This is a genomic window from Maribrevibacterium harenarium, from assembly GCF_006385675.1.
In the GTDB taxonomy this organism is placed as follows: Bacteria; Pseudomonadota; Gammaproteobacteria; order Pseudomonadales; family Marinomonadaceae; genus Marinomonas; species Marinomonas harenarium.
The window spans coordinates 88,201-108,052 of record NZ_VFRR01000002.1 but is presented as its reverse complement, the minus strand read 5'-3'; the positions used below and the strand labels follow the sequence as shown (position 1 = coordinate 108,052).

21 protein-coding genes are annotated in these 19,852 nt (G+C 49.4%); 10 read left to right on the top strand and 11 right to left on the bottom strand.

Annotation, left to right across the window (positions count from 1 at the left end; genetic code table 11):
- The first annotated feature begins 12 nt into the window (after positions 1-12).
- A complete protein-coding gene (locus FJM67_RS01745; protein ID WP_219845862.1) occupies positions 13-1,425 on the top strand; it encodes an aminotransferase-like domain-containing protein in 1,413 nt (470 codons plus the stop codon).
- A 191-nt stretch (positions 1,426-1,616) separates the two neighbouring features.
- Positions 1,617-1,826, top strand: a complete 210-nt coding sequence (locus FJM67_RS01740) for a cold-shock protein (protein WP_140586958.1) — start codon at positions 1,617-1,619, stop codon at positions 1,824-1,826.
- 55 nt (positions 1,827-1,881) lie between these two features.
- Here the strand turns inward: FJM67_RS01740 and FJM67_RS01735 are convergent, their stop codons facing one another.
- Both FJM67_RS01735 and FJM67_RS01730 read right to left on the bottom strand, forming a co-directional pair.
- On the bottom strand, positions 1,882-2,481 hold the full coding sequence (locus FJM67_RS01735; RefSeq protein ID WP_140586957.1) for a TetR/AcrR family transcriptional regulator: 600 nt from the start codon (positions 2,479-2,481) through the stop codon (positions 1,882-1,884).
- A complete protein-coding gene (locus FJM67_RS01730; protein ID WP_181161400.1) occupies positions 2,478-2,990 on the bottom strand; it encodes a DUF2867 domain-containing protein in 513 nt (170 codons plus the stop codon). The genes FJM67_RS01735 and FJM67_RS01730 overlap by 4 nt, the downstream gene beginning before the upstream one ends.
- A 201-nt stretch (positions 2,991-3,191) precedes the next feature.
- Between FJM67_RS01730 and FJM67_RS01725 the strand changes: the two genes are divergently transcribed.
- The gene (locus FJM67_RS01725) at positions 3,192-3,494 is read left to right on the top strand and encodes an addiction module antidote protein (RefSeq protein ID WP_140586955.1); all 303 of its coding nucleotides are present in this window, start codon (positions 3,192-3,194) and stop codon (positions 3,492-3,494) included.
- A 63-nt stretch (positions 3,495-3,557) separates the two neighbouring features.
- Here FJM67_RS01725 and FJM67_RS01720 read toward each other — a convergent pair whose 3' ends face one another.
- Together FJM67_RS01720 and FJM67_RS01715 are read right to left on the bottom strand one after the other, a co-directional pair.
- Entirely contained in the window at positions 3,558-3,776 is a 219-nt protein-coding gene (locus FJM67_RS01720; RefSeq protein WP_140586954.1) for a DUF2798 domain-containing protein, read from the bottom strand.
- Between the two features lie 241 nt (positions 3,777-4,017).
- A complete protein-coding gene (locus tag FJM67_RS01715; RefSeq protein WP_140586953.1) occupies positions 4,018-5,607 on the bottom strand; it encodes an ABC-F family ATPase in 1,590 nt (529 codons plus the stop codon).
- A 170-nt stretch (positions 5,608-5,777) separates the two neighbouring features.
- Between FJM67_RS01715 and FJM67_RS01710 the strand changes: the two genes are divergently transcribed.
- Positions 5,778-6,047, top strand: a complete 270-nt coding sequence (locus FJM67_RS01710; protein WP_140586952.1) for a type II toxin-antitoxin system Phd/YefM family antitoxin — start codon at positions 5,778-5,780, stop codon at positions 6,045-6,047.
- Positions 6,048-6,350, top strand: coding sequence for a type II toxin-antitoxin system RelE/ParE family toxin (locus FJM67_RS01705; protein ID WP_140586951.1), 303 nt, complete (start codon positions 6,048-6,050; stop codon positions 6,348-6,350).
- 47 nt (positions 6,351-6,397) lie between these two features.
- On the opposite strand, the gene FJM67_RS01700 is transcribed toward FJM67_RS01705, so the two are convergent.
- Positions 6,398-8,320, bottom strand: a complete 1,923-nt coding sequence (locus tag FJM67_RS01700; RefSeq protein WP_140586950.1) for a RecQ family ATP-dependent DNA helicase — start codon at positions 8,318-8,320, stop codon at positions 6,398-6,400.
- 127 nt (positions 8,321-8,447) lie between these two features.
- Between FJM67_RS01700 and FJM67_RS01695 the strand changes: the two genes are divergently transcribed.
- Positions 8,448-9,242: a TSUP family transporter gene (locus FJM67_RS01695; protein ID WP_140586949.1), complete on the top strand. Its 795-nt coding sequence runs from the start codon at positions 8,448-8,450 to the stop codon at positions 9,240-9,242.
- A gap of 69 nt (positions 9,243-9,311) precedes the next feature.
- Here the strand turns inward: FJM67_RS01695 and FJM67_RS01690 are convergent, their stop codons facing one another.
- The 4 genes from FJM67_RS01690 to FJM67_RS01675 form a co-directional block, all read right to left on the bottom strand.
- Positions 9,312-12,119, bottom strand: a complete 2,808-nt coding sequence (locus FJM67_RS01690; protein WP_140586948.1) for an FAD-binding and (Fe-S)-binding domain-containing protein — start codon at positions 12,117-12,119, stop codon at positions 9,312-9,314.
- 30 nt (positions 12,120-12,149) lie between these two features.
- On the bottom strand, positions 12,150-13,538 hold the full coding sequence (locus tag FJM67_RS01685; RefSeq protein ID WP_140586947.1) for a TRAP transporter large permease: 1,389 nt from the start codon (positions 13,536-13,538) through the stop codon (positions 12,150-12,152).
- 4 nt (positions 13,539-13,542) lie between these two features.
- Positions 13,543-14,067, bottom strand: a complete 525-nt coding sequence (locus tag FJM67_RS01680; RefSeq protein ID WP_140586946.1) for a TRAP transporter small permease subunit — start codon at positions 14,065-14,067, stop codon at positions 13,543-13,545.
- Positions 14,068-14,129: 62 nt separating this feature from the next.
- Entirely contained in the window at positions 14,130-15,200 is a 1,071-nt protein-coding gene (locus FJM67_RS01675) for a TRAP transporter substrate-binding protein (RefSeq protein ID WP_181161399.1), read from the bottom strand.
- A gap of 389 nt (positions 15,201-15,589) precedes the next feature.
- Between FJM67_RS01675 and FJM67_RS01670 the strand changes: the two genes are divergently transcribed.
- Positions 15,590-16,312 (top strand): FCD domain-containing protein, encoded by a 723-nt coding sequence (locus tag FJM67_RS01670; RefSeq protein ID WP_140587053.1) that lies wholly within the window; start codon positions 15,590-15,592, stop codon positions 16,310-16,312.
- A 7-nt stretch (positions 16,313-16,319) separates the two neighbouring features.
- Here the strand turns inward: FJM67_RS01670 and FJM67_RS01665 are convergent, their stop codons facing one another.
- Complete coding sequence (locus FJM67_RS01665) at positions 16,320-17,258, bottom strand: helix-turn-helix domain-containing protein (RefSeq protein WP_140586945.1); 939 nt, start codon at positions 17,256-17,258, stop codon at positions 16,320-16,322.
- Positions 17,259-17,384: 126 nt separating this feature from the next.
- Here FJM67_RS01665 and FJM67_RS01660 point away from each other — a divergent pair, with 126 nt between their 5' ends.
- The 3 genes from FJM67_RS01660 (at position 17,385) to FJM67_RS01650 (ending at position 18,396) form a co-directional block, all read left to right on the top strand.
- Positions 17,385-17,804 carry a rhodanese-like domain-containing protein gene (locus FJM67_RS01660; RefSeq protein ID WP_140586944.1) on the top strand — a complete coding sequence of 140 codons (420 nt, stop codon included), beginning with the start codon at positions 17,385-17,387 and terminating at the stop codon, positions 17,802-17,804.
- Between the two features lie 66 nt (positions 17,805-17,870).
- Complete coding sequence (locus FJM67_RS01655; protein ID WP_140586943.1) at positions 17,871-18,143, top strand: type II toxin-antitoxin system Phd/YefM family antitoxin; 273 nt, start codon at positions 17,871-17,873, stop codon at positions 18,141-18,143.
- Entirely contained in the window at positions 18,124-18,396 is a 273-nt protein-coding gene (locus tag FJM67_RS01650) for a Txe/YoeB family addiction module toxin (protein WP_140586942.1), read from the top strand. The genes FJM67_RS01655 and FJM67_RS01650 overlap by 20 nt, the downstream gene beginning before the upstream one ends.
- A gap of 9 nt (positions 18,397-18,405) precedes the next feature.
- Here the strand turns inward: FJM67_RS01650 and FJM67_RS01645 are convergent, their stop codons facing one another.
- Positions 18,406-19,701: an MATE family efflux transporter gene (locus FJM67_RS01645; RefSeq protein WP_235889956.1), complete on the bottom strand. Its 1,296-nt coding sequence runs from the start codon at positions 19,699-19,701 to the stop codon at positions 18,406-18,408.
- Between the last annotated feature and the right edge of the window lie 151 nt (positions 19,702-19,852).

Sequence of the window (19,852 nt, the reverse complement as noted above, 5' to 3'; positions counted from 1 at the left end):
CGAGATCAAACCATGAGTCAGACGCGAATCGACCAAATCATGCAAGCTGTGCAAAGCAAAATCACCGCGCGACATTACCTTCCCGGCGCACGTTTGCCCTCGGTTCGCGCGCAAGCGAAAGCCATGCAGGTTTCGGTCTCAACGGTGGTGGAAGCCTACGAACGGCTTGTGGCAGAAGGCTGTATTCAATCAAAGCCGGGGGCTGGATTCTATGCCTGTGGCCATGTGGCACCACTGAATCTGACACAGATCGGCCCAAAAGTAGAGCGGGAGATTGATCCTCTCTGGGTCTCGCGCCAATCTTTAGAAGCTGACGACACCATGCTAAAGCCCGGTTGTGGCTGGCTTCCCCCGGAATGGCTCTACCAAACGGGGATTCGCCGGGCATTGCGCACAGTCGCGCGGGAAGACAGCTTGGATTTAACCGACTACGCCACGCCCCTCGGTCATCCGGCATTTCGCCAATATCTTCAACGCCGGTTAGCCAGTAATGATATCGACGTTAATGCCGAGCAAATCATGTTGACCGAATCCGGCACTCAAGCCATCGATCTAATCGGACGCTTGTTTTTGGAACCGGGGGATACGGTGCTAGTGGATGACCCCTGTTACTTTAATTTCCACGCATTGTTAAAAGCTCATAGGGCTAAGGTTATCGGTATTCCCTACACGCCCAATGGCCCCGATGTGGTCGCCTTTGAAGCGGCATTAGCCGAACACACCCCAAGGCTCTATATAACCAACTCCGGTATTCATAACCCCACGGGTGCCAGTCTTTCCCCGATGGTCGCCCATAAGGTGTTGATGCTTGCAGAAGCCGCTGACCTCGTGATTGTGGAGGATGACATTTTCGCCGACCTAGAAATGGATACAACTCCACGCCTTGCTGCCTTTGATGGGTTAAATCGTGTATTGGAAATTGGCAGCTTTTCTAAAACTGTGTCTGCTTCTGTGCGCTGTGGCTATATTGCCGGACGCGCTGACTGGATTGAAAAGCTGGTGGATTTGAAAATCGCCACCTCCTTTGGTGGCAGCCGACTCGGGGCAGAGATAGTGCTACAAACCCTGACGAACAGTGGCTATCGCAAACACATGGAGCGACTGCGACTTTGGTTAGCCAAACAACGACAAACCACCAAAGAGAAGCTGGCCAAGCTTGGCATTACCCCGTGGCTTGAGCCCAAAGCGGGGATGTTCCTTTGGTGCCAACTACCCAAAGGGGTAGAAGCCACTAAACTGGCGCAGATCTGCGTGAAACAAGGTTTGATCCTTGCACCGGGCAATGCCTTTAGTTTGTCGCAAAGCGCCCACGATTTCCTACGCTTCAACGTGGCTCAATGCACAGACGATAAAGTATTCACCATCTTGGCTAGCGCATTAAATCAATGTTTGGAGGCGACACCGGACTCCCACCTGACAAAATAATCAAAATATCCTTTGCATCTTGGTGCGACTGTCTATAAAGTGAACGGCAGCTAGAAAGTTAGTGTATTTAGATCCTCGTTACGTTGCGTTATTTTAAGTAGTTGCTCGTCCTGTAAGATTCAAAATTCGTTTATTTTTCCCGCTACATCTGCCAATTTTGGCTTCTATTTTTTATCTACAGGATAATGATTATGTCTAATAAAACTACTGGTACTGTTAAATGGTTCAACGAAACTAAAGGCTTCGGTTTCATTCAACAAGAAAACGGCCCTGATGTATTCGCTCACTTCCGTTCTATTGAAGGTAACGGCTTCAAAACATTGACTGAAGGCCAACGTGTTGAGTTTGTTGTTACTCAAGGCCAAAAAGGCCCACAAGCAGAAAACATCGTAGCGCTATAATTCGCTACGCTTCTGTTTTGACCGAAAGGGCGCTGTATAGCGCCTTTTTTTGTGCCTATTTTAAATCTACATTAGGTATAAAGGCTTTTAACGCCATTAATGTCACTCGCTCTACTTCCACTGAACTTGGCGCAGGGTATATCTGCATCATGCCAAGGAAGCTGGCGTAAGCGATCAGCGCCACGTCATTAGCATGATCGGTATCTAATCCTAGTTCGACGTAACAGCTGGCAAGGTACGCTCGGCGCTGTTGATCGATTTTCTCCAGATGACTAACAATTTTGGGCTCTTTTAAGGCCCAAGCACGAATGTGGTGTTCGGCCTCGATATTGTTGGCAGCAATCACCGCATCCAACGCTTTAAGGCGCTCCAACGCTGGGGCACTGCTGTCTACTTGATCAATGAAACCTTGTGTCGTGGTGTCGTACCAGTGCGCCATCAGAGCATCGATAAAGGCATCGCGGTTCTTAAAATGGTGGTAAAACGAACCCTTAGTCACCCCACGTAATTCACACAATGGGGTTATTTTGAGCTGTTCTGGGCCTTGTTGCACCAACACGTCAAATGCAAAGTTCAGCCAGTCAAGGCGACTGCGTTTTGCCGAGGGTATGCGCTCTGTTGGTGGACTATCTGTTGAAGTACGTGCTGTACTCATATTCTTTTCGCCTTAACTGCGTTGTTGATGACAGTGCGGGCAATTAGGTGGTGAAACGGCAGAATGGCATTGACGTAGACTCGTCCAATTAGCGTCTTTTGATTCACCAAAGTCGACACAATCACCGATGTTTCCGTCTTTTTGACACTAATAAAAAAGGTCATATGCCTGTCATCCGCCATGCTGATGATTTCATCGTCGGTTATTTCCATGACGGTTAAAAACCCCGCTTTGGTACCAACTTGCCATTGATCAGAGGACGGCACCATCGACGTCTGTCCCACCTCGAAACCCAAACGCTTGACGATGCGATTGCGCACAGACATTAGCCCATTCACCCACCCCGGCAGATAGTTAAAAATCCCATACTGCAATTGACTCGGGGACGCGGGGCTCTTGCTGAGGGGCGCGCTTAATACATCACGAAAGTAGGGGGCTTTTGCAAAGGTAGCCAGCCGATCGCCTTGCGGCTCCGGCAGTGCTGTTATCGCTGGAAACAACAGTGACATTGCCAATCTCCTTTTGTGTAGCAGGCTTGAGGGCTCTCAATTAACCGATAAAAATACATACCATACTGTATGGTATGTATTTTTATCGGTTATTCCTCTCCGTTGCAAGAGGATTACTTAAGAATTGTTGTAATTTTGACCAGGTGTGTCTTTTAGGATACAGTTTTAAGTATGGTACAAACCAAGAGTAGGAGACACCTTATGACTACGCTTACTAGCTCCTTCGATATTGCTGACTATCTTGAATCAGATGAGGACATACAGGCATTTTTACTCGAAGCCATACAAGATGGTAGCAGCGAACACTTGCTCCATTGTTTAAATGTTGCCGCAAAGGCAAAAGGCATGACAGAAGTAGCCAAACAAGCTGGCGTAACGCGAGCCAGTCTTTATAAGTCTCTCACCGAGAATGCGAACCCAAAGTTAGATACCATCGTCAGACTGCTTGCCGTTTTTAACTGTCAACTTTCTATCACGCCATTAAATGCCCAATCTCACCAATAAGTAGGTGTCTTTAAGCAGATTATTTGTTGCCCCATGCGCTCATGAGGCAACACCTTCCGAATTTTAATTGGTCACTTTCACAGCAATGCGGAACGATAAATTGCTGACAAAAATCGACAGCACAAAGGCAATCGGCCAGGCAATGATAAAACGGTGCATCCAGGCTTCTAGCCAAGCTTGGGTAGCGCCGAACTCAAAGAAGCCAAAGATGCCGACCATTAAGAAGGCCATCATGCAGGAAATTAAAATTTGCGCGACGATAAGAGTACGTTTTGGGTGCATTGTTTCATCCAACTGTGGGGATGATGCGAGGGAAGAGGTTATATAGCCCAGCACCACCCTGTTAAAGGTAAGTGCCGTGGGTTTACAAGGAGCAACTAAATCTCAGCGCGGCTGAGGACTGGAATAACCGAACCAGTCTGAAATCTTTTCGGCCAGCAGATGCTAAAAGTTCCGCTAATGGGAGTCAAGCCGCCGGTAGCATTGAATACCTGCCACCGGCGCAAGGTTTTCTATCTAGGCTTTATAGCTCTCGAGACGCTAGGAATTCGTCATAAGTGCCTTGGAAGTGTTCGATTTTGTGGTTTTTGATGTGCAAAATTTCCGTCGCCAACGAGGAAACAAACTCTCGGTCGTGGCTAACAAAAATCAGGGTGCCGGGGTACATTTCCAACGCCATGTTTAGGGACTCGATAGACTCCATATCCAAGTGGTTGGTCGGCTCGTCCATCACCAAGACGTTGGTTTCTTGCAGGATCAATTTACCGAAGATCAGGCGGTTTTTCTCACCACCGGAACACACTTTGGCTTTCTTGTTGAAGTCATCCGCCGAGAACAGCATACGGCCAAGGGTCGCACGCACGATTTGGTCGTCATCGCTTGGTTTACGCCATTGAGTCATCCATTCAAACAAGGTCATGTCGTTGTCGAACAGGTCGTTGCTGTCTTGAGGACAGTAGCCGAGAGTAGCGTTTTCCGCCCACTTGATCGTGCCTTCCTGAGCCTGAAGTTCGTTCATCAAACAACGTAACATGGTGGTTTTACCCACACCGTTTTCACCCAATACAGCAAGGCGTGCACCCGCATCCAGAATCAGGTTGCCCCCTTGGAATAGCTTTTCGCCTTCAAATCCGTGCCCCACATTCTCAAGAATCAATGCCTGACGGTGCAGTTTCTTTTGCTGATTAAAGCGGATAAAGGGGTTCTGACGGCTCGATGGTTTGATATCTTCTAGCTTGATTTTATCCAGCTGACGAGCGCGGGACGTTGCTTGTTTTGCTTTCGATGCGTTGGCCGAGAAGCGGGCAACGAACTGTTTCAGATCGGCGATTTGCGCAGATTTCTTGGCATTGGCCGCCATCATGGATTCGCGAGCTTGGGCAGATGCCAACATAAAGTCATCGTAGTTACCTGGGTAAACACGTAGTTCACCGAAGTCGATGTCCGCCATGTGGGTACAAACCGAGTTCAAAAAGTGACGATCGTGGGAAATGATCACCATGGTAGATTTATACTGGTTGAGCATGTCTTCCAACCAACGGATGGAGTCAATATCCAAGTTGTTGGTCGGCTCGTCCAGTAGCAGAATGTCTGGCTCGGAGAATAAAGCTTGCGCCAATAGCACACGCAGTTTCCAGCCCGGCGCCACTTCGCTCATGGGGCCATAATGGAGGGATTCATCGATACCGGCACCCAAGAGAATTTCACCGGCTTTACTTTCCGCACTATAGCCGTCCATTTCCATAAACTCGCCTTCCAACTCGGCGACTTTGATACCGTCGTCTTCGCTCATTTCCGGCAAGCTATAAATGCGGTCACGCTCTTTCTTCACTTCCCACAGTTCTTTGTAACCCATGATAACAGTGTCGATAACCGAGAACTCTTCAAAGGCGAACTGATCCTGATTCAACTTACCGACGCGCAAATTGGGGCTCACCGACACATTCCCAGCAGTGGGGATCAAACTGCCATCGAGAATCTTCATGAAGGTCGATTTACCACAGCCGTTGGCACCGATCAGACCATAGCGATTACCATCGCTGAATTTAACGGAGATGTTTTCAAACAGGGGTTTGCTACCAAACTGCATGGTAACGTTAGAAGCTACGATCATGGGGGTTCCAATAGTGAAATGAGGCTGTGGTCAGCGCAGAAAAAATTGATGGGGCGGACTATAAAGCCTGTGTATAAAATGTCTATGGCTGTGGTGAAAAAAGAAGCGATTTTCCTAGCGGGCACTAGGTACAGGTGCTATAAAAAGACCTGTTTAAAGTGGAGTATCTTATGCAAACCAAGTTTTCAGAAGATGTGATTCCTTTGTCGGATCTAAAGGTAAACCCCGGTAAAATCGTGGGCCGAGCGCAAGAAAACCATCGTCCCATTCTGCTCACTAGCCGAGGACGGGGCGTTGCTGTGATGCAAGGACTAGAGGACTTCGAACGTACCGCTGATGAACTGGCGTTTGTCAAAGCTGTCGCCAAAGGACTCGCCGAAGCGCGGGATCATGACACCGTATCGCTAGAGGATGCTAAGCAAGCACTAGGAATCGAGTAAATGGAATTACGCATCGCCCGGTCTGCCTTGGCGGACATGCAAGAAATCAAAGACTACTACACGGAATTGGGTGCGCCACAAGTGGGCAAATCGCTACTCGAAAAGATACTCAAGCAATGTCACGTCGCATTAGACCATCCGGACTCGGGACGAATAGTACCGGAGTTTTCAACGCCCGCCCTGAGAGAATTCATTCAACCACCCTTTCGGATTGTTTACCTACGCGAACCTGCCTTGATCACCATCATACGTGTTTGGCGTTCTGAGCGAATGCTCAAGCTACCCGACGAGCCAGTAAAGTAGCCCCTTTAGGCTCGACTTAAAGAGGCTACTCCCAAGAGCATGACAGATTACAAACTCTGTGCGAGATGTTTGATAGCCAAATAGCTCAACTCTTCGTACTTACCAAATAATGGCTGCTGGCGGGCTTTGAGCTTGGTAAACACAGGCTGTGTTAACCCTGTCAGAAAGCGGGTCAGTAGTACCGGTGTAACTTGGTGCTTGGGTAGTTTCTGTAGTAACCACATGTTCGCCAGTTGCAAATCGGCTAGGATTTCTTCTTCGTCCATAGACTCATTGTCCTCCTCCATCGACAACACCTGCCCACGACACACGGAGCAATGACCGCAGGAAGCGGGGGCATGAGCGTCGCCAAAGTAGCGAGCAAGGTTATGGTTCAAGCACCGATCCAGTTGGAAAAAGCGCATCATGGTGGCAAGTCGTGCCACTTCCGACTGTTCCTTTTCTTCTACATAGGCAATTAACTGTTCCCTTAGGGTGCTATCTATTCGCTCGGGAGCCACACCATAGACTTCTGTTAAGCCTTTGGTTTCTAAGGTAATCATGCCCTGGTCACCAAGCTGCTCAAGGAGGCTGAGCACGACACCACGTTCAAAACCTAGCTGGTGCAAACGCTCGAAATCCGGTGTACCCCAGATTTTCTTAAAGGCGGTATTCAAGACAATAGCTCGAAACAAAGTCGCTTGTTCCGGCGATAACATGCCGAGGATTCGACTTGGGTCATGGTGCCACTTCACCCGCACATCGTTGTAGTAGCTATACTTGGGCACGATGGCACCGGCCAGTTCAAGCTGTACTAACAAAGTTTTCAGGGGCAGGGAGCGAATATTGGTGGTTTGCGCTAAACCGTAGGCTTGGGTCTCCCATTCACCATTTTCGGTATTGGTGACAATCTCATCAAGCAAGGTTTGAATAGCATGGGGTTCCGGCGTATCACCATAAACGAAGTTTTCTAACACATGCAGGCCATCGGTACTGGCGAGCAACACACAGCGGCTGGGTAGACCGTCCCGACCGGCACGGCCAATTTCCTGGCTGTAGTTTTCGATGGATTTGGGCAGATCGTAATGTACCACCAAGCGAATATCGGACTTATCAATGCCCATACCAAAGGCGATGGTAGCGACAATAATACGCGTATTCCCCGCCATAAATTGGCTCTGGATCGCAGCACGTTGCTCGTTACCGAGCCCAGCGTGATAAGACACCGCCGAGAACCCCGCCTGCTGCAGTTCATTGGCTAGATCATCGGCGGTTTTTTGCTGGGTAACATAGACGATGCCTGCCCCATCTGTGTCGTTAAGTATCTGTTTTAAAAGCGCTAATTTGTCTTTGTCTTGAGCTGGCACCAGATCAATATCGAGGTTTTGTCGGTAAAAACCGGTTTGCACGATGTGCTCCGGCTGTATGGCAAATTTCAGCGCCATATCTTTTTGTACCCGACGTGTCGCCGTGGCCGTCAGCAATAGCACCAATGGGATTTGCAGTTCTTGCTGGTATTGGGGCAGCTTTAAATAGTCAGGGCGGAAGTTATGCCCCCATTCGGAAATACAGTGGGCCTCATCCACCACCAGCATAGAAATAGGCACTCCCTGAATAAATCGGCGAAAACGTTCGTTCTTAAAACGCTCCACGGAAATCATCAGAATTTTGATTTGCCCAGCGCGCACTTGCTGCATCACCTGTTGGCTTTCTTCCCGGGTTTGGGTGGAATCCAAACACGCCGCAGCAATGCCTTTGCTCTGTAAAAAGGAAAGTTGGTCATGCATCAGCGCGATAAGCGGTGAAATCACCAAGGTCAGATGGGGCAACTGGGTAGCGGTAAACTGATAGCACAGAGATTTCCCGGAACCCGTAGGGAACACCGCCAAGGAAGATTGGCCTCGGAGTAACTGCTCGATGGTTTGCTGCTGTCCTTCGCGAAACCCGTCGAAACCAAAAAGTGCTTGTAGCGATCCTGCTAACGTCGACATATCAATTCCTATTCTTCGATCAAAAGAAGACATTGTTGCGGAAATCTCGATAATTGAACAGGCTCGTGTTAACTGAACTAGGCTATCTCGGTAGACTGAGCGAAAGACAAAAATTCGAGAGTACATCATGGAAAACCTCGCCTTTTGGCAACTGGCTTTAATTGGCTTGATCTTTATCTGGAGTGGCTTTGTACGCTCCGGGCTTGGCTTTGGTGGCGCGGTATTGGCGCTACCGTTCCTGCTGTTGGTGCATAACGACCCGCTGGTGTACCTGCCCATTATTTCCATTCACCTACTGATTTTCTCCAGTTGGATTGCTTGGCGTGGAGCGAAAAAAGCCAAAGCAGATGCTAGCCTACCGCAATCGGGGGAGGACTCCGGCAACATCGCTTGGGGCTATTTGAAGAAAGCCCTCAGCATCATGATCGTGCCGAAATTGATCGGGGTATTTGGCTTACTATCGCTACCAGCGGATATAGTCACCACCATTATTTTTGTCATCATCGCCATCTTTGCCGTGTCCTACATAATTAATAAACCCTTTTATAGCAAGAACCCGGTGGTGAGTACGGGCTTACTTATGCTGGGGGGTTACGTTAGCGGTACCTCCCTTATCGGCGCTCCGCTGATCGTTTCCGTATTCGCCACCAATGTACCTCGCCATCAGCTGCGAGATACCTTATTCGTGCTGTGGTTTATCTTGGTGTGCATCAAGATGGTGTCGTTCCTGATAGCTGGCGTGGACTTACAACTAATTCACCAACTTTGGTTACTGCCCTGTGCCTTTATCGGCCACCTGCTTGGACAGCAAGCCCATGAACGCCTACAAAAAGCCGAAACACCCACCTTCTTCCGCTTTGTGGGTGTCGCCTTGCTGGTGGTGTGTGTGTTTGGTTTATCCACCAGTGCCATGTTGAATTAACCCCTATTAGCAACGAAAAAGCCCAGCTGTGAACTGGGCTTTCAAGGAGCGCTTATCTTGGTTGAGAGCTTATGCCGACACTTGATCCACCAAGTAGATAATTGACTGGTATTCAATCCCCGAGTGTTCGGTCAGGCCGATTTCACAGGTGCGGTTGTTGGAGTAGCCCACGTCGCAGTGTTGCACGGCGTTTTTGAGGGTTTTCAAGGCGCTTTGGTTTAACTCCGGTGTGGAGAAGCCTTTGTCGCCGGCGAAGCCGCAGCAGGTAATATCCGGTGGAATGAACACTTCTTCCGCGAGTTGTTGCGCAAGGCTAACAAAGGTATTCGCCAAGCCCATACGGGTGGCGCTACAGGTGATGTGCAGTGCCATATTCGGGATCTTTTTCTGGATAGTCAGATGCGGCATCACAAATTCAGCGAGAAAGGCCACTTGCTCATAGAGTTTCAGCTCTGGCGACAAGGTTTCTTTCATGCGCAGCAAACAAGGGCTGGTGTCACACAGCACTGGCACTTCCCCATTACGGCTGGCTTGCAACAATAACGTATTGAGTTCACGGGCTTTTTTCTCTGCGGCATCGAACTGGCCTTTGGATTGGAAGGCCATACCACAACATTGGCTTTCTACCTCATTGGGTATAATGACTTTAAAGCCAGCTTTTTTAAGTACAGATAAAGTCACGTCCATGGTGGAGCGTTTGTCTGTCGCCGTTGGGCCAGCCCCCATCACTCGAGTCGCACAGCTAGGTAGATAAACCACTTCGCGCTCTCCGACCGTTGGGATATCTTGTTTCGACGGCATACTAGCGCCAGTTGGCATCTGTTTGTGCCAGATCGGAATCATGCCACCGGTAACCGCGTTACCGATTTTGGTGAGCCCCTTCATGCCCATATTGCCCACCACATTGCGCATCCCCGAGCCAATCGCTAAACCAGCACGGGCGGTTTGGGTCACACCAGCAAAGTGATCGGCAAACCAGTAGCCCACTTTGCTGTCACCGTAACGGTCATGACGCAGTTCTCGGGTCAAATCGCCGGTATTAATGCCCACCGGACACTGCATGGAACACAGGCCACAGGCGGCACAAGTGTCCACCCCTTGGTAAGCGTATTCTTCGCGCAATTCCGCGAGACGCTTAGGGTCTTCGCCATTGCGCTCTAAACGCTGAATCTCGCGCCACAGCACAATGCGCTGGCGGGGCGTTAGGGTTAACGCTCGGGATGGGCAAGAAGATTCACAGAAGCCACACTCGATGCAGGTGTCCACCTTATCGTTGGCTTGGGGCAGAGGTTTTAAGTTTTCGACGTGAATATTGGCATTGTGAGACAAGATTACGTCTGGGTTTAACAGGGTTTGTGGGTCAAAGGCTTTTTTGATTTCCCACATCAAATCATAGGCTTGCTGACCCCATTCAAGCACCACATAAGGGGCCATATTGCGACCTGTGCCATGCTCGGCTTTTAGGGAGCCTTGGTATTTTACTGCGACGAGCTGTGCCACTTCGTCCATCAGAGCTTCGTAGCGTTTCACTTCCGCCGGATCATCAAACCCTTGGGTAAAGACAAAGTGCAAATTGCCTTCTAACGCATGACCAAACAAGATGGCTTCGGAGTAACCGTATTTTTGGAAGACCCCCTGTAGCTCCAATACCCCTTCGGCAAGTTGTTCCACTGGGAACGCCACGTCTTCGATGATAACCGTGGTGCCAACGGCACGCACCGCGCCTACCGCGGGGAACAAGCCTTTGCGGATTTTCCAGTAGGAATCGTACAAAGCTTGGTCTTGGGTAAAGAGAATCGGATTCACCGTTTCCATGGACGCCAATGCCGTTTCGACTGCCGCGACTTTTTCCGCCAACTCGTCTTGGGTTGCACCACGCACATCCACCAGTAGGCCTGCGGCATCGCTGCCCAAGGTCGCCAACAAATCCGGCATACCGGGTTTGCCTTCCACCGCACGTAGGCCAGCACGATCAATCAGCTCAACCGCGGAAACTGGCGTGGCTTTTAATGCTGTTACCGCACGACAGGTGGATTCCATATCGGGGAAGAAAATCATCGCCGCGGCTTTGATGGGGTGATCTTCCACCGTGTGATAGGTCACTTCGCTGATAAAGCCCAGCGTACCTTCGGAACCAATCATCAGGTGCATCAGAATATCGATCGGATCATCAAAGTCGATCAAGCTATTTAGACTGTACCCTGTGGTGTTCTTCAATCGGTATTTGTGTTGTATTTTTTCGGCTAACTCAGGGTTGGCTTTGGTTTGCATCGCTAAGTGGCTAAGGGTGCTAAGTAGCTCCCCATGGCTCTCGCGAAAGGCTTTACAACTCGTTTCATCCGCCGTATCCAGCAAGGTACCATCCGCCAAAATCACACGCATACTTTTGATGGTGTTGTAGCTATTTTGCGCCGTACCACAACACATGCCACTGGCGTTATTCGCCGCGATACCGCCAATCATACAAGCGTTGATGGAGGCGGGATCGGGGCCGATTTTACGTTGAAACGGTGCGAGCAACTGGTTAGCACGGGCGCCAATGATGCCCGGCTGCAAGGATACCGCCTGACCATGATCGTGAATACGGTAGCCTTTCCATTGATCCGATAATTGGATCAATACGGAATCGGTCACCGCTTGCCCAGACAGACTGGTACCGCCGGCGCGAAACGTCACCGGCAAACCCAGTTCACGGGCATGTTTTAACACCAACTTCACTTCGGCTTCATCGTTGACTCGCACCACAAGCTGGGGAGTCAAACGGTAAAAGCTTGCATCCGTGCCATAGGCCAAAGTACGTAGCGGGTCATGGATCAACCGCGCTTCGTCAATGTGCGCTTTAAGCTGTTGGAATAAAGTGTCGTAAGGTGCTTTCATGGTCAGAGGTCTCCTGCACACTTATTGTTATTAGTTGCCGTATGCGGCTGCGGGTAACCACAATACCAACTGCGGCCAGATCACAATGATGGCTAACGCCAACAACTGCAGCAGAATAAAGGGTACAACGCCTTTGTAGATGTCTTTTAATTTCACGTCCGGTGGACATACCCCTTTCAGGTAGAACAAAGAGAAACCCATCGGTGGTGTTAGGAATGAGGTTTGTAGCGCCATAGCCACTAGCATCACGAACCAAACCAATTCTGGGTTATCTACCACACCGTAACCATTAATATTCAGATCCAATGCCGAGATTACGGGTGCCAATAACGGCAGCACGATCAGGGTAATTTCGATCCAATCTAGGAAAAAGCCCAGTAAAAAGATGATCGCAAGGATACAGATAATGATTCCATAATCGCCAAATGGTAAGGCGTGTAACCATGATTCGATCAGCTCATCACCACCCAGCTCTCGTAGCACCAAGGCAAAACAGGTTGCACCAAGGAATACAGCGAAGATGTATGCCGTAGTGTTGTAAGAGCCTTTAAGCACTTCTTTAAAGACGGTGAAGTCCAGCTTCTTATTCCACCAAGCTAACAGTGTCGCACCAAAGGCACCCACACCGGAGGCTTCCGTGGCGGTCGCAATACCGGCGAAGATGGAACCCAGTACCGCAAAGATCAACGCCACCGGTGGCAGAATGCTCTTAAACACATCCCAAACCACGCTCCAGTCTGGCTTTTTCGCATCTTGCGGAAGTGGGAAGGCATCCGGTTTCACAAAGCCAACCGCAAAAATAAAGGCGATGTAAAGCAGACCTAGCAAAAAGCCCGGTGCCACCGCGCCCATAAACAAATCACCTACCGATAGGGCAAGTTGATCGGCCATGATCACCAACATAATCGAAGGTGGAATTAAAATACCCAAAGTACCCGCACTGGCGATGGTACCGAGCGCTAACGACTTGTTGTACTTCTGTGCTTGCATGGCAGGTAATGACATTAAGCCAAGTAATACCACCGAAGCCCCTACGATACCGGTAGACGCCGCCAAGATAATCCCAATCAGGGTAACGGTAATGGCCAAACCACCACGCACACGGCCAAATAGTTGCTGAATCGAGTGCATTAGCTTTTCTGCCACACCGGAGCGATCCAGCATGATACCCATAAAGATAAACATGGGCAGGGCCACCATCACCCAGTTGTCCATGACTTTATAGATTCGGTTCACTACCAACCCCAAGGTGAGGTAGTCCAGACCGGTCATGGTATCTAGGTAGATGTCGGCAAAGTAACCAATAAAGGCAAAGGCCACACCCACACCACCTAATACGAAGGCAACTGGGAAGCCTGTAAACAAGAGCACAATAAAGGTGACGAACATCGCCACCACTAGAATTTCATTCATTTCCATAACACTAACCTCGGCGTAATGCAGCCACAGTGCGGATAAGACGAGCCAAGCTGGCAAAGAACAGCAGCGCAAAACTTAGCGGAATCACAGCTTTAATTGCCCAACGGAACGGCAAACCTGTGGGAGAAGCGGAGGTTTCTCCAATACGCCACGCGTCGTAAACAAATGGCAAACTGGAATCAAACACCACATAAATAAAAGGAAATAGCAAAAACACAATGCCAAAGATTTCCCAGCGATATTGAGCGCGCTCACTTAACGCCGCATGAAACAAATCCACTCGGATATGGGCATTGGTCACTTGGGCATAAGACACCCCGAACATAACCCCAATGGCATACAGGTGCCATTGCAACTCTTCTAAAATCACCATGCCATGATTAAAGCCATAGCGCAGCACCACCTGTAACAGGATCACTGCGATCAGCAATACGTAGGCCCAGGCAAAAATTTTGCCGGCACCCAGTACAATTTTCTCCAGCCACATGGCGAAGGGCACAGCTGGCAATGAATTGGATTCAGACACCATAGACTCCTGGCAGAAACGATAGGAAACCGGTGCAGCCTATGCCGCACCGGTACAGAACAGTATTAACGAGGTAGGAAGGCGTTATCGCCCCATAGGCTGTAGCCTTGACGGAATTCAGACAGATCGGTCCAAACTTTAGCGAAGAACGGATCACGCGCAGTCTCTTCCATCACCACTTCATCCCAAGCTGTCTTGAATGCGCTTAGCATTTCTGGGCTCCACTGCTTGATCACAACACCACGTTTTTCCACGTTTTCTTGCATGACCTTGAACTGCTCCGCTTCACCTTGTGCCAAAGAGTCAGTGACTGACGCTTTACATACTTGGTTGATTTGAGCTTGCTGGTTCTCGGACATGCCGTTCCATTCGTCTTTGTTGATCAGAAGCTCTGCCAAGGTGGCTTGTTGATGCCAACCAGGGAAGTAGTTGTACTTCACGATTTTGTGGAAGCCGATGTTTTTATCCACCGCAGGGATAGAGAACTCGGTGGCATCAATGGCACCTTTCTCAAGGGCAGGAAAGATTTCAGAGCCAGGAAGTAGAGAAGTGGATACACCTAGTTTCTCCATCACCTTGCCGCCAAGACCGAAGAAGCGCATACGCAAGCCTTGTAGGTCTTCTGGTTTCTCGATGGGCTTCGCGAACCAACCAGAAGTCTCTGGGGGCGTGATACCACATGGGATAACGTGCACGTTGTAGCCTGCTTGATCGTACATTTCTTGGTACAGATTCAGACCGTTACCGTAGTAAATCCACGCCAGGTATTCAGACGCTTCTGGGCCAAATGGCACAGACGAGAAGATCGGCGACGCAGGGATTTTACCCGCCCAGTAACCCGCTAGAGTGAAACCAGCATTTACTTTGCCCGCAGAGACAGATTCTAGGATTTCAAACGGCGCCACCAGTTTGCCTGGCTCGTAGATTTTCATACGCACGTTTTTGTTGGAAATCAGATCTAGGTTATCCGCCACTTTTAGGATCGGCGAACCAAGGCTAGGTAGGTTGGTAGAGAAGGCAACTGGAACCTTAAGAAGAACCTTCTTATCAGCCGCGAACGCTGGTTGAGCAGCGATGGTGGCAAGGGTAACGGCGACAGCAGTGCTGGTAAGCACCATTTTGGCAGACTTTTTCATTGTTATTTGACCTATGCGGATATGGTTATTTTTATCAGCCACGGGATAAATTGATTTTGCTTCCCATGTATCCTTGATTAATAATTGGTAATACCAATTTACCTAATCAATGTTTGGCAAAGATAAAAACCATTTCATTTTTTGTCAACAATGATTTTTTACGACTTTTGTCGCGTTTTATGGGTGAATTTAAATTGGTTTTACCACTTTTCAACTTATCCACATAATTTGATCCGACTGACTTTGTATGTTAAAAACACACATATTGGTCATACCAAATTAACAATTTGCTTATAAAGCAAGGTTATAGCAGTGGCAAAAGAAGGTGATTTCAGGTGACAAGAGCTTCTTTCGGGCGTGTAAAGCAGCCCAAAATCTCCGATATCATCATGCAAGAACTGGAAAGCATGATTTTGGACGGCAGTTTCAAACCGGGTGAAAAATTACCGCCGGAGCGGGAATTAGCGGAAAAATTTGAGGTATCTCGCCCCTCATTGCGGGAAGCCATCCAGAAATTAGTGGCCAAAGGCATTCTTTTTTCCCGTCAGGGTGGTGGCACCTATGTGTCCGAGCAGGTAGGTTCCTCCTTTACGTCCGACCCATTGCAGGCACTGCTCAGTAACCACGATGAGTTTCTCTATGATCAATTAGAGTTTCGCGATGCTCTAGAGGGCTTGTCCGCCTACTATGCCGCTTTGCGAGCGACCGATGCCGACAAGGCCATGCTTACTAAACGCTACCAAGCCTTGGTGGAAGCCAACCTGAAAGAAGACTCCGCTAATGAATCCAAGCTCGACGCGGAGTTTCATATGGCGATTGCGGAGTGTGCCCACAACGTGGTGTTGCTGCATACCTTGCGTGGCTTATTTTCCACATTAGAGAAAAGCATCTCGGCCAACCTAACCAACTTGTTCGAGAAAAAAGACGCCCGCCCCCAGGTGATGGAGCAACACAAAGACCTCTACGACGCGATCATGGCCGGCAACGCCGACGAAGCCCGCGCCGCCGTGCATTCCCACCTAGTGTTTGTGGAAGATAACCTGCTAAAAATGCGCCGGGAGGAATCCCGTATTCAACGTTCACTGCGCCGCAGTGAAAAAGGGGAGTGGTAAGAGCAGGTTAATCAGCTCTTACCATAAACTGCTGCCGATATTGCCTTGGGGAGATACTTAAGATTTTACGGAAATGGTGGCGCAGGGTGGTGGCGTTGTCGAAGCCAGATTGGGCGGCAATGCGCTCCATATTTTGGTGACCTTCTTCCAGTTGGCGTTTGGCCTTTTCCAGACGTTGCACCACCAGCCAATGCTTCGGGCTCATATCAAAGCTGCTGCGAAATTTGCGGTCAAAGGTACGTCGGGACATTCGCGCTCTGGCGGCAAGGGTATCAATATCGATGGCGTCATTTAGATGGGATAACGCCCAATCGATGGTTTCTGAAAATTGATTCGGCACCGCCAGCACTGGCGTTTCCACAAACTGTGCCTGCCCACCTTGACGGTGAGGGGACAGAACCAAACGCCGGGCAACTTGGTTGGCAATATCATATCCATGATCTTGGCGAATCACTTCTAAGCCTAAATCGATACCAGCGGCACTCCCGGCGGAGCAACCGATCTTGCCATCATAGAGATACAACACATTGTCCCGGTAGGTTACCGCTGGAAAGCGGTCTTTGAATTTGTTGGCGTAACGCCAATGGGTGGTGGCTTCACGGCCATCGAACAGCCCCAATTCCGCCAGTAGAAAGGCGCCGGAGCAGAACGAAATCAAACGATTGCCACCCTTAGCAAAGCGTTTTAGCTCGCTCGCCATATGTTCAGATGGTGTGACATTCGTCGGCCAACTGGGCACCACCAGCATATCGTAGGCATCCAACGTGGTAATGTGCTTGGCGATGAGCTGTAACCCTGTCGTGGTGGGCAGCGGCTGATCTTCGAAGCTCACCACATCGCACTCGTACCAGTCCGCAAACTCTGGGCGAGGTAAACCAAACAACTCCACCGCGCTGGCTAATTCAAATAGCGCGACGTCTGGGTAACTCAGCACTGCAACTCGCATTATCTTCACCCATCAATTAGAAAAGATTGGCTTATTATTAACGATACATGTCTTTTAAGCCAATAGTTGATGTTGTCTTATTGAACAATAATGACTCCATCAACTGACCCAACAAGGAGTAATACCATGTCTTCTGCTGTTTCTCGTGTTCCTGCTGCACCTAGTGAAGAAGCCTTACGCCACTTTGAAGCCCTACTGCAATTTGAAACCGATTGCTGGGATGTGCACCATGCCATCACCAACAATCGCCAAGATTTTGTCTTGCTGGATGTGCGCAGTATCGAATGTTTCACCAAAGGACATGTGGATGGCGCAGAAAGCCTGCCCCATGCCCGCTTAAATGAAGGCACACTGGCGAAGTACCCGGTGGATACCTTGTTTGTTGTCTATTGCGCCGGCCCCCATTGCAACGCGACTGAAAAAGCGGCGATCCGCTTGGCGAAACTGGGTCGCCCGGTGAAAAAAATGATCGGCGGCGTGACTGGCTGGATAGATGAAGGCTTTAGCTTGGTGGCGGGTGCGCCCACTGAAGACACAAGCAAATAGGTTTGTACTATTCTGGTTGTTTTTTCTACAATGGTACGAAAAGTCAGTACGTTTAGTGAGGCGCCAATGGATACAATTAGCGTAAACAAATTTAGAGATAATCTGAAAAGTGTTGTGGAGCAAGTCGTCAGTCGTCACGAACCGCTTAAAGTAACACGTCGCACCGGTGACGCGTTTGTCGTCGTAAGTGCAGACGACTGGGAGCGTGAACAAGAAACGCTCCATGTGTTGCAAAATAAGGACTTAATGCAACAAATTGCCCAATCGCTTGAGACTCATCACAAAGGTCTTGGTTATCAACCAACGAAAGAGCAAATGGATGAGATCACTGGTCTTTGAAGGGAATACGTGGGAAGTGTATGAAGTCCTTCGCGAGAAGGACAAACGGCTTCATAAGGCACTGTGTAAGCTACTCAAGGAAATGCTACGCAGTGACGACCCATCTACCGGACTCGGCAAACCAGAAGCGTTAAAACACAACCTTACGGGACTTTGGTCGAAACGTATCTCCCAGAAGGATCGGCTGATCTATCGGTTTGACGATCATTCAATCTATATTTTTGCCATTGGCGGGCACTATGACCAAACCTAGATGTTTAAGTTACATTTGTTCTAGGTCATTTCGGTAATAACACCACCCCAAGGTAACAGCTCGCGCTACAAATAAGCAGATAAAGCTCAGCCATAGCCCATGGTTGCCGAGGGGTTGGGTTAGCCACCAAAGCGGAAAGAAGACACCCAACACACTGATAATCATGGTGTTTTGCATAGCTTTGACTTGGGTGGTGCCGATAAAGATACCATCCAGCATAAAGGACCAAATACCCAACAGTGGTAAGGCGATGAGCCAAGGTAGGTACAGTTTTGCTTCGTGTTGAACGCTTTCCACGCTGGTCAATAGGCTGATAATCCAGCCACCAAATCCCCAGAAAAAGACGGTCATGAGTAGGGCGGTGATCAGCGCCCAAAAGGTGGAGAGGCGCACCACTTTTTTGAATTGATCCCATTGCTTACGACCGTGATATTCACCGCATAGGGCTTCAACGGCAAACGCAAAGCCATCCAACCCGTTGGAGATAATCAGCAGAAACGTCATCAAGACAGCATTGGCCGCCAAGATGGCATCGCTTTGCTGAGCACCTTGGGCGGTAAAGAAAGCCATTACCGACAGCAGTAGCACCGTGCGCACAAACAGATAGCGATTCACCTGCACTAGTTCCATATAGGAGTGCCATTTGGTCAGTGAAATCAGCGGCACGTGGCCGTCAAAGCGTCGTAGCTGTTTAGCCGCCAGATAGAGCGCAAACAAAACACCAAGATAATGGGACGCCACCGTCGCCCAGGCCACACCAATACTGGCCATTCCCAAGCCATACACGGCGTAGTAGTCTAAAACCATATTGGCGAGGTTGATGATCAACAGCATCCACAGTGGCCCTTTGGAATATTGAACCCCAAAAAACCAACCCATCAGGGCGTAACCCGCCAATACCGCCGGCGCACTGTATATCCGCGCTTCGCAATAAGCTCGTGCCCACGGCTCAACCTCGGCACTGGGCGACATAAAATAGATGGCTAAGTCGATGATTGGGGTTTGCAGGGCGATCAACAGCAAGCCAATACCGATCCCCAATGAGAGAGACTGCAACAACAATGCACGCACCCGTTCCCCATCTTCGCGGCCAAAGGCTTGGGCCGTTAGCCCCGTTGCGCCCATACGCAAAAATCCAAAGGCCCAAAATAGGAAGCTAAACACACTAGCGCCTATGGCAACGGCCCCCAGATGCACCGCTGTCCCCAAATGGCCTACCACCGCTGTATCCACTAATCCTAGCAGTGGGGTGGTGATGTTGGACACCATCGGTGGCCATGCCATGCGCCAAATTTTGAGGTGCATGGGCTTATCGCGCATAACTTGGTTTGCAATCTGTTGATAAGTCACTAAAAGCCTTTAAATGCGTTGTGATTTTCTTTAAAAAATGTGGATAACATAATTATCCACCACTGTTACCAATTTGGAGCCCAAGCGATTTCTGTGTGGAAAAAGT